Source organism: Spirillospora sp. NPDC049652 (genome assembly GCF_040675125.1).
Classification (GTDB): domain Bacteria; phylum Actinomycetota; class Actinomycetes; order Streptosporangiales; family Streptosporangiaceae; genus Spirillospora.
The window spans coordinates 1-10,218 of the sequence record NZ_JBFAOF010000178.1; the positions used below are offsets into that span (position 1 = coordinate 1).

The window sequence follows — 10,218 nt, forward strand, 5'->3', positions numbered from 1 at the left end:
CCGAGGGCGCGGTCGCGCGGGACCTGCTCGGCGTCGCGGCGCAGCGCGGGGACGATCCGCTGGTGTGGGTGCTGCCCGGCGACCTGCCCCGGCTGGACGCGACGCGCGGGCTCGCCCCCGAGGCGCTCGCCGACGTCCTGTCGCTGGTCGTGAGCGCCGGGGAGGAGGAGGGCGGCACGCGCGACCTGTCGTTCGACAACTCGATCCTGGAGCGGATCCTGGAGGTGCTCGGGCCGGACGCGACGATCCCGCGCATCACGGCCGCGCTGCGGGTGCTCGCACAGGTCGGCGACCCGCGCGACGACCTGCGGCGCGGGCTGCTGACCGACGCGGAGCTGGCCCGGGTGGCGTCGCTGTTCGGGCGGGACGCCACCGACCGGATCGTCGTCCGCCGGGCGTGGGCGCTGGAGGCGCAGCTCCGGAAGCTGGAGCGGCTCGCCACCGAGCCCGTCCGGCTGCCGCCGTCGCGGCTGCACGTGATCTCGATGGACCGGCGGGCGGGGGTGCTGACCAACCGCGTCCTCGGCACGTACGTCGCGACCGCGCTGACGCACCGCGTGCGGGAGGCCCCGCCGTCCGGGCGCTGGGACCACACGCTGTTCCTGTGCGGCGCGGAGAAGCTGCGCGGCGACGTCCTGGACCGGCTCATCGACGCCTGCGAGGCCACCGGCACCGGGCTCGTCCTGATGTACCGCTCCATCACCCCGCACGTGCGGGAGCGGCTCGGGCGGCGCGGGCACGCGGCGGTCGGGTTCATGCGGCTCGGCAACACCGAGGACGCGCGCGTCGCCGCCGAGCACATCGGCGCGGGGCCGCCGCTGCTGGTCGCGGAGATCACCGACGTGGTGGGGGAGAACCTCACCGACCCGTCCGACGGGTACGCGAGCACGGTCGCGTTCGCGCGGCGGCGCGGGGACGGCCTGACCGACCCGGCGTGGACGCCGCTGCCCGGCCCGGCCGCCGACGACTCGGTGCTGGTCGAGCAGATCAGCACGGCGACGTCCTGGGGGCGGAGCCTGCTCGGGACGCCGGAGGGCAAGCAGCGGCACCGGGAGCTGGTGGTCGAGCCCGCGCAGCTCCAAGAGCTCCCGCCGACGGCGATGGTGTTCACGCACGCGGGCGGCGCGGGCCGCCGGACGCTCCTGGTGGACGCCAACCCCGGCATCATCACGCTCCCGACCGCGCACACCATCGAGTTCGAGGAGTACCTGCGCGAGCAGCAGGCCCTCCCCGAACCCGAAGCGGCCGGAGAGGCCGAGCCAGGAGCCGGACCGGACGGCGGCGGAGCGGCGGGCTGATTCATCACCGCCCGGTGGCGGCCGGGAAGGTCCCGCCTCGGCGGGCGGAGCGGACGCGAGGCGGTGGCGGGCACGCCGGGCGGAGGGTAAGGATGCACGGGTGACCTTCCCTCCGGGTTCCCCGCCACCGAGCCCTCCGGGTTCCCCGCCACCGAGCTTCTCGCCGCGGCAACGCCCCCAGGCGGCGTCCGCGGACGACTGGACGAACGTCCAGCCGCGGTACGGGGAGCCGCCGCCGAAGGCGGTCCTGCCGGGGCCCTGGTACCGGATCCAGGCGATCCCGGCGCCCGAGCGCGGCCCGTCCGCCGAGGGCGACTTCGTCAGCGTCCTCCCGGCGGCGCTGTCGGCCGCGCGGCTCGGCCGCCCGTTCGTCGTCGGCTGGCTGTCGCGGGGCGGCGGCGCGCCGCTGGAGCTGGTCACGAACGCGGGTCCGGTCGGGGCGGGCAGCGGGCTGCTGTTCCCGTCCGGCGGACGCGGCGTCCCGGTCGGCGAGGAGTGGCTGGACCGCGCCGAGCGGATGGTCTGGACGCGCTGCCCCGGACGGCTCGCCCCGCCCGGCCCCGCCGCCGGCGGCGACCCCGGTCCGGGCCTGTTCGAGTCGACGCTGGTCACGCTGATGGAGCGGCCGTTCGGCTGGTTCGTCGTCGCCGATCCGTGCGACGAGCGGGACCTCGACGCCGAGATGCGCGAACTCCACCACGAGCTGCGGATGCTGCGCCGCGGCGAGGACGAGCAGGCCCGGCTCGCCGTCGCCCGCGCCGACCGCCGGGTCGCCGAGCTGGACGCGTTCCGCGAGGCGGGCCTCTGGCGGGTGCGGGTGCTGGCGGGCGCGGCGTCCGAGGCGGAGCTCGCGCAGATCGCGCCCGTCCTGGTCGGCTCGCTGGACATCGGCCACCACCCCTACCGGCTGCGGTCGGGACGCGGCGCCGGCGGGTTCGCCGAAACGCTCGCCGCGGACGCGTCCCCCGACCGCATCGGCGGTGCGCCCGACCGGCCGGGCGCGGGCTCCGACCGCCTCGGCGGGGCGGGCCTGCCGGACGCCGAGCAGCGGTTCGGGTTCACCGCGACGGCGGGCGCGCTCGCCGCCCTCGCGGGGCTCCCGCGCCGCGAGGTGCCCGGCCTGCGCGTCCTGGACGCGGGCTACTTCGACGTGACGTCCGAGACCGGCGACGAGCCCGAGGACGGCGCGATCGGCCTCGGCGACATCCTGGACGGCCACGACCGCGTCGTCGGCCGGTTCGCCGTGCCGCGCTCGACCGTCAACCGGCACGTGTTCGTGACCGGCGCGACCGGCGGCGGCAAGTCGCAGACCGTCCGGCACCTGCTGGAGCAGCTCACCCGCGCCGGCATCCCGTGGCTGGCGATCGAGCCGGCCAAGTCCGAGTACGCCGCGATGGCGGGCCGGATCGCCGACCTCGGCGCGAAGGTCACCGTGGTCAACCCGTCCGACCCGGGCGCGGTGCCGCTGTCGGTGAACCCGCTCGCGCCCGAGCCGGGCTACCCGGTGCAGGCGCACATCGACATGGTCCGCGCGCTGTTCCAGGCCGCGTTCGACGCCGAGGAGCCGTTCCCGCAGATCATGGCGCAGGCGCTCCAGCGGGTGTACGAGGCGTGCGGCTGGGACGTGGTGACCGGCGGCGGCGTGCCCGGCTCGCTGATCGAGCCGACCGTCCCGACGCTGGAGCAGTTGCAGAACGCGGCGCTCCAGGTGATCCAGGACGTCGGGTACGGCCGCGAGCTGATGGCCGACGTGCAGGGCTTCGTGGACGTCCGGCTGCGGTCGCTGCGGATCGGCTCGGCCGGACGGTTCTTCGAGGGCGGCCACCCCGCCGACATCGGCGGGCTGCTGCGCGACAACATCGTCCTCGCCATCGAGGACGTCGCGAACGACGAGGACAAGGCGTTCCTCATGGGCACGCTGATCATCCGGATCGTCGAGCACCTGCGGATGCGCGCCCGGGCGCACGGCCCGTCCGGCGGGCTGCGGCACGTGATCGTGATCGAGGAGGCGCACCGGCTGCTGCGCAACCGCGGTCCCGAGCGGACCTCGTCGCACGCGGTCGAGCTGTTCGCGGGGCTGCTGGCGGAGATCCGCGCGTACGGCGAGGGGATCGTGGTCGCCGAGCAGATCCCGACCAAGCTCGTCCCGGACGTCATCAAGAACACCGCGCTGAAGGTCGTGCACCGGCTGCCCGCCTTCGACGACCGGCACGTGGTCGGCGCGGCGATGAACCTGGACGCCGACCAGTCCCGCGAGGTGGTGTCGCTGCGGCCGGGCGTCGCGGCGACGACCGGCGCGAGCGTGCCGGTGATCAGTTCGGCGATCGGCGCGGGCCCGTACGTCCAGCCGACGCCGCGGTGCCCCTCGGCCTCGGCCTCGGCGAGGACGAGCGTCGTGGACGTCCAGGAGAGGGTGCCGTCCGCCTCCGGCAGATCGGTCGGGACGGTGTACGCCGACGCCTGGAGCCCGGTCACGACGGGCGCTCCTCCGGGAGCAGGTCGGCGAGGATCTCGGCCAGGTGCCGGGGCCGGGCGTCGGTCCCGGCCTCGATCTGGGTCCGGCAGGAGAACCCGTCGGCGATGATCGCGGTGCCGGGGCCGGCGTCCCGGACGGCGGACCAGACCCCCTGCTCGGCGATCGTGGTCGAGACGTCGTAGTGGCCCTGCTCGAAGCCGAAGTTGCCGGCCAGGCCGCAGCAGCCGACGTCGAGCACGTCCACGTCCACGCCGGCGCGGCGCAGCACCCGGGTGTCGGCCTCGAACCCCATGACCGCGTGCTGGTGGCAGTGCGGCTGGGCGATCGCGGTCACCGGCTCGCGGTCGAGCCCGGCGACGAGCCCGTGGGACGCCACCGGCGACGTCCCGCCCTCGGACTCCTCGCGCTCGTCGAGCAGTTCGGCCAGCGTCAGCGTCCCGTCGTGGACGCGCGCGACGTTGGCGTCGTCCGGGAGCAGCTCGGGCGCGTCGGAGCGCAGCACGGCCGTGCAGCTCGGTTCGAGGGTCACGACCGGGACGCCCGCCCGCACGGCGGGCGCGAGCATCCGCGCGGTGCGCCGCAGGTGCTTGGACGCCCGGCCGAGCTGCCCCGTGGAGATCCACGTCAGGCCGCAGCACACCGGGTTGGACGGCACCCGCACCCGGTACCCGGCGGCCTCCAGGACGCGGACGGCCGCCTTCGCGATGTGCGGGTGGAAGGAGTTGGTGAAGGTGTCGGGGAACAGCACCACGGCCGGGCCGTCGCCGGTCATCGTGGGCGGGCGCCGCCGGAACCAGTCGGTGAACCGCTCGGGCACGAAGCGCGGCAGCTCCCGCCGCTCGTCGATACCGCCCAGCCGCTTGACGATCCGGTCCAGCCCGGGGGTGCCGAGCGCGGCGTTGGCGAGGCCGGGGGCGTGCGCGGCGAGCCGCGCCCACGTGGGCAGCCAGCCCATCGTGTAGTGCGACATCGGCCGCAGCCGCCGCTCGTAGTGGTGCGCGAGGAACTCGGCCTTGTAGGTCGCCATGTCCACGTTGACCGGGCAGTCGCTCTTGCAGCCCTTGCAGGCCAGGCAGAGGTCGAGCGCGTCGCGGACCTCGGTCGAGCGCCAGCCGTCGTCCACGACGTCGCCGCGCATCATCTCCTGCAGCACCCGGGCCCGGCCGCGGGTGGAGTGCTCCTCCTCGCGGGTGGCCCGGTAGCTGGGGCACATCACCCCGCCGGACGTCGAGCGGCACTTGCCGATGCCGACGCAGCGCGCGGCGGCGTGGATGAACCGGCCGTCGTCCTCCGGGTAGGAGAAGTGCAGGAACTGCCGCTTCGGGTGGTATCCGGGCAGGTCGAGGTACTTGTCGAGGGGGAGCGGGTCCACGACGCGGCCGGGGTTCATCCGGTGGCCCGGGTCGAAGATCCCCTTGACGCGGCCGAAGAGCGCGACGACCTCCTCCCCGAATATCAGCGGCAGCAGCTCGCCGCGGGACTGCCCGTCGCCGTGCTCGCCCGACAGCGACCCGCCGTAGTCGCAGACCAGCCGGGCGGCCCGCTTGGCGAACTCGTGGTACCGCTCCACGCCCTCCTGGTCGGACAGGTCGAACGGGATGCGGGTGTGCACGCAGCCCTGCCCGAAGTGCCCGTACAGCGTCACCGGGTCGTAGTGGAACTCGTCCACGAGCGCCTGGAAGTCGCGCAGGTAGTCGCCGAGCCGGTCCGGCGGGACGGCCGCGTCCTCCCAGCCTTCGTGGGTGTCCGGGCGGTGCGGCGGGTAGGCGGTCGCGCCGAGCCCGGCCTCCCGCACCCGCCACAGCCGCTCCTCGTCGGCGGGGTCGTGGACGAACTTGCGGCGCGGCGGTGTGGACGAGCCGGACGCGGTCTCCATCAGCCGGTCGGCCTTCTCGTCGGCCTCGGCCTTGCTGTCGCCGCCGAAGCGGACCATCAGCCAGCCCGCGCCCTCCGGCATCTTCGCCAGCGTCTCCTCGTCGGCCAGGTGCTGCGTCTTGGCGAGGTCGAGCAGGTAGTCGTCCATGCCCTCCAGCGCCAGCGGCTCGCAGGCGGCGATCTCCGGGACGGCGTCGCCCGCCGTCGCGATGTCGTCGTAGCCCAGCACCACCAGCGACTGGTACGGCGGGACGGGCACCAGCGAGATCTCCGCGCGCAGCACCACGATCAGGGTGGACTCCGAGCCGACCAGGGCGCGGGCCAGGTGGAAGTTGTTCTCGGGCAGCAGCTGGTCGAGGCTGTAGCCGGACACGCGGCGCGGGATGTCGGGGTACCGGGTGCGGATCAGCGCGAGGTTGTCGTCGCGCAGCCGCCGCAGCTCCCGGTAGATCTCCGCGCGGCGCCCGCCCTCGGCGACGATCCGCGCGTACTCCTCGTCGGACGTCTCGCCCACCCACATCCGCAGCCCGTCGTAGGTGAGCACCTCCAGCCGGATGACCGACTCGGTCATCTTGCCGTAGGCCTGCGCGGACGCGCCGCACGAGTCGTTGCCGATCATCCCGCCGATGGTGCAGGTGTCGTGGGTGGACGGCTTCGGCCCGACCATCAGCCGATGGTCGCTGAGCTGCCGGTTCAGGTCGTCCAGGCAGATGCCGGGCTCGACCAGGGCCGTCCGGGCCTCCGGGTCGCACGACAGCAGCCGGTTGCAGTATTTCGACCAGTCGATGACCACGGCCTCGTTGCAGCACTGCCCGGCCAGGCTCGTGCCGCCGCCGCGGGACAGGACCGGCACCTGGTGGCGGGCGCAGACCTCGACCGCCGCCACGGCGGCGTCCACGTTCCGGGGCACCACCACCCCGATCGGCGGCCGCCGGTAGTTGGACGAGTCGTGCGCGTAGGCGGCGCGGGAGCCCGCGTCGAACCGCACTTCCCCGTCCACCGCCGCCGCCAGGTCGTCCTGGAGGCTGGTCTGAGGTTCGGTCTTGTGCACGGTGCCGATGGCCATGACGGTCCCCGTACCCCGTCCCCGGCGTTCAAGCATGGGAGGGGTTTCAAGCATGGACGGGGGGAACGGCACTAAGGAGGACCAGCGAAAGGAGACGCCATGGGCGCGAAAGTCGCCGACCATGTGCTGGAGCGCCTGCGGGAATGGGGCGTGGAGCAGATCTTCGGGTATCCGGGGGACGGCATCAACGGGCTCGTCGCCGCGCTCGGCCGGGCCGACAACAAGCCAAAGTTCGTGCAAAGCCGCCACGAGGAGATGTCGGCGTTCGAGGCCGTCGGCTACGCGAAGTTCAGCGGGCACGTGGGCGTGTGCATGGCGACGAGCGGCCCCGGCGCCATCCACCTCCTGAACGGCCTCTACGACGCCAAGCTCGACCACGTGCCCGTCGTGGCCATCGTGGGCCAGACCGCGCGCAGCGCGATGGGCGGCGACTACCAGCAGGAGGTCGACCTCCAGACCCTGTTCAAGGACGTGGCGTCCTACGTGCAGACGGCGTCGGTCCCGTCGCAGTTCCCGAACCTGCTCGACCGGGCGCTGCGGATCGCCATGGCCGAGCGCACGCCGACGGCCGTCATCGTCCCGGCCGACCTCCAGGAGGAGGAGTACGAGCCGCCCCAGCACGCGTTCAAGCAGGTCCCGTCGTCGGCGCCGGGCCTGGTGCGGCCGGTCACCCGCGCCCCGGACGCGGAGGTCGACCGGGCCGCCGAGATCCTGAACGCCGGGTCGAAGGTCGCGATCCTGGCCGGGCAGGGCGCGCGGGACGCGGCGGCCGAGGTGATGGAGATCGCCGACCTGACCGGCGCGGGCGTGGCCAAGGCGCTGCTCGGCAAGGACGTCCTGCCGGACGACCTGCCCTACGTGACCGGCTCGATCGGGCTGCTCGGCACGCGGCCGTCGTACGAGCTGATGCGCGACTGCGACACGCTGCTGATCGTCGGCTCCAACTTCCCCTACAGCCAGTTCATGCCGGAGTTCGGGAAGGCCCGCGCCGTCCAGATCGACGTGGACGGACGGCTGATCGGCATGCGCTACCCGACCGAGGTCAACCTGGTCGGGGACGCCGCCGAGACGCTGCGCTCGCTCATCCCGAAGGTGCGCCGCAAGGACGACCGGTCCTGGCGCGAGACCGTCGAGGGGCACGTCTCGCGCTGGTGGGACACCGTGGAGCGGCAGGCGAGGATGCCGGCCGACCCGATCAACCCGATGCTGCTGGCCTGGGAGCTGTCCGCGCGGCTGCCCGACGACGTGATCGTCACGGCCGACTCCGGCTCGGCCGCGAACTGGTACGCCCGGGACCTGAAGTTCCGGCACGGGATGCGCGGGTCGCTGTCGGGCACCCTCGCGACCATGGGCGCGGGCGTCCCGTACGCGATCGGGGCCAAGTTCGCCCATCCGGACCGTCCGGCGGTCGCGCTGGTCGGCGACGGCGCGATGCAGATGAACGGGCTCGCCGAGCTGATCACGATCCGCCGCTACCACGAGCTGTGGAGCGACCGGCGGCTGGTGATCGCCGTCCTGCACAACAACGACCTCAACCAGGTCACCTGGGAGCTGCGCGCCATGGGCGGCTCGCCGAAGTTCGAGGAGTCCCAGGTGCTGCCGGACGTCTCCTACGCCTCCTTCGCGACCTCCATCGGGCTGGAGGGCATCGCCGTGGACAAGCCCGAGGACATCGGCCCCGCCTGGGACCGCGCCCTCGCCGCCGACCGGCCGGTGGTGCTGGACGTCCGGTGCGACCCCGACGTCCCGCCCATCCCGCCGCACGCGGACTTCTCGCAGCTCAAGGACGCCGCCGAGGCGATCATGAAGGGCGACCCGGACGCGTCCGGCGTCGTCAGGAAGGGGCTGCGCGCCAAGGCCCAGGAGGTCTTCTCCCGCTCCGACAAGGGCTGACCTCCCGTGCCCGCGCCGCGAGGACGCGCCGCGCCGGAGGGACGGCCCGCGCAAGGGGGACGGCCCGCGCCGGGGGAACGGCTCCGGCGGGCCGTCCGGGCGGGCTCCCGGGTCGCCGCCCCGGCGGCCTGGGCCTTCCTCGTCTGGATCCTGCTGACCTGGAAGTTCACCGCCGAGCAACTGCTCATCGGGGTGGCGGCCGCCACGGCCGCCGGGCTGCTGGTCGCGCCGCTGGGGAAGGCGGCCGGGCCCTGGGCGCTGCTGCGGCCGCGCCGCCTGCGCGCCGCCGCGGAACTGCTCGTCTACACCGCCTGGTGGATCGTGGTCGCGAACGTCCGGCTGGCACGGCGGATCTGGGCGCCGTCCCGGCCGCTGCGCAGCGGCATGGTCGTGGTGCCGACGCGTGAGCGCGGCGACGCGGGCATCACCACGGTCGCCCTGCTCACCTCGGTCATCGTGGACAACCAGCTGGTCGACCTGGACACCCGGCGCGGCCTGCTCCAGTACCACGCGGTCGCCGTCCCGGACCGTCCCGAGACGATCAACGAGCACGTCGAACGCATCCTGCGGCGCGCCCGCGGGGCCGGCGACGGGACGGACGACCGGGCGGGGACTCCGAGCGGCTCCCGGGCGGGCCGATGAACACGCTGTACCTCGTCGTCGCGATCGCCGAGGCGGCGGTGGCGGCGCTGCTGACCGTCCGGCTCGGGCTCGGGCCGACGACCTGCGACCGGATCGTCGCCCTGAACGCCCTCACGACCCAGGCGATGCTCGCGCTGCTGTTCTTCGCCGCCTACGCCGACCGCACCGGGTACCTGGACGCGGCGCTGTGGCCCGCGTCCTTCGGCTACCTCGGGACGATCATCTGGGCGCGCTACCTCGAACGGGGGCTGCTGTGAGGGAGGCCCTCGTCGCCGGGACGGCCCTGGTCGGGCTGTTCTTCTCGCTGTCCGCGGCCGTGGGCATCCTGCGCATGCCGGACGTCTACACGCGCATCCAGTGCTCGTCCAAGACCGTCACGATGGGCGTCCTGCCCGCGCTGGCCGCGCTGGTCATCGGCGAGGGCGCGTTCAGCCAGTACGGCGCGCGCGCCCTGCTCATCGTCGCCCTCCTGGGCGTGCTGAACCCGGTCGCCGCGCACGCGCTCGCCCGCGCCGCCTACCGGACCGGCGTCCCCATGTGGCACGGAGCCGTCCAGGACGAGTCGCTCGAAGACGCCGCGAAGAAGAGCGGCGACCCCGGCGACGGCCGGGGCGGGAACGGCGACCACGGGGACGGCTCCGGGAAGCGGCGGGGGTGAGCTGCGGATGTTCTGGGTGCTCGACTACCTCGTCCTCGCGCTGATCCTCGCCGGCGGCGTCCTGACCGTCCGGATCCGGTCGCTGAACGGCGCGGTGATGGCGCTGTCGTCGGTCGGCGTCCTGCTCGGCCTGCTGTTCGTCGTGCTCGGCGCGCCGGACGTCGCGCACGCCCAGCTCGTCGTCGGCGCGATCGCCCTGCCGGCCCTCTACCTGATCGCCATCGGCAAGACCCGCGCGGACGTCCCGGACGACGACCCCAGCGCGGCGAGCACCGACCGCAGGCAGGAGCCGGAACGATGAGCCGGCGAG

General features: G+C 74.2%; 7 protein-coding genes and 1 pseudogene. 7 read left to right on the forward strand and 1 reads right to left on the reverse strand.

Translation table 11 applies throughout. The features are described 5' to 3' along the window. Nucleotides 1-1,298, forward strand: a pseudogene (locus tag AB0J52_RS14630) (hypothetical protein); the annotation flags it as partial. 100 nt (nt 1,299-1,398) lie between these two features. Then, nucleotides 1,399-3,882 carry an ATP-binding protein gene (locus tag AB0J52_RS14635; RefSeq protein ID WP_500182087.1) on the forward strand — a complete coding sequence of 828 codons (2,484 nt, stop codon included), beginning with the start codon at nt 1,399-1,401 and terminating at the stop codon, nt 3,880-3,882. Here the strand turns inward: AB0J52_RS14635 and AB0J52_RS14640 are convergent. Next, nucleotides 3,770-6,715, reverse strand: coding sequence for an FAD-binding and (Fe-S)-binding domain-containing protein (locus tag AB0J52_RS14640; protein ID WP_500182088.1), 2,946 nt, complete (start codon nt 6,713-6,715; stop codon nt 3,770-3,772). The two genes, AB0J52_RS14635 and AB0J52_RS14640, sit on opposite strands and share 113 nt — an antisense overlap. Nucleotides 6,716-6,814: 99 nt before the next feature. On the opposite strand from AB0J52_RS14640, the gene AB0J52_RS14645 reads away from it, so the two are divergent. From AB0J52_RS14645 to AB0J52_RS14665, 5 genes are read left to right on the forward strand one after another with little or no spacing between them, the layout of a single operon-like run. After that, nucleotides 6,815-8,608: a thiamine pyrophosphate-requiring protein gene (locus AB0J52_RS14645; RefSeq protein WP_500182089.1), complete on the forward strand. Its 1,794-nt coding sequence runs from the start codon at nt 6,815-6,817 to the stop codon at nt 8,606-8,608. 6 nt (nt 8,609-8,614) lie between these two features. Further along, on the forward strand, nt 8,615-9,250 hold the full coding sequence (locus tag AB0J52_RS14650) for a Na+/H+ antiporter subunit E (RefSeq protein WP_500182090.1): 636 nt from the start codon (nt 8,615-8,617) through the stop codon (nt 9,248-9,250). Beyond that, a complete protein-coding gene (locus tag AB0J52_RS14655) occupies nt 9,247-9,507 on the forward strand; it encodes an MrpF/PhaF family protein (RefSeq protein WP_500182091.1) in 261 nt (86 codons plus the stop codon). The genes AB0J52_RS14650 and AB0J52_RS14655 overlap by 4 nt, the downstream gene beginning before the upstream one ends. Then, nucleotides 9,504-9,908, forward strand: a complete 405-nt coding sequence (mnhG, locus tag AB0J52_RS14660) for a monovalent cation/H(+) antiporter subunit G (RefSeq protein WP_500182092.1) — start codon at nt 9,504-9,506, stop codon at nt 9,906-9,908. Before AB0J52_RS14655 ends, mnhG begins: the two co-directional genes overlap by 4 nt. Nucleotides 9,909-9,915: 7 nt before the next feature. Further along, nucleotides 9,916-10,209 (forward strand): Na(+)/H(+) antiporter subunit B, encoded by a 294-nt coding sequence (locus AB0J52_RS14665; RefSeq protein WP_500182093.1) that lies wholly within the window; start codon nt 9,916-9,918, stop codon nt 10,207-10,209. The last annotated feature ends 9 nt before the right edge of the window (nt 10,210-10,218 follow it).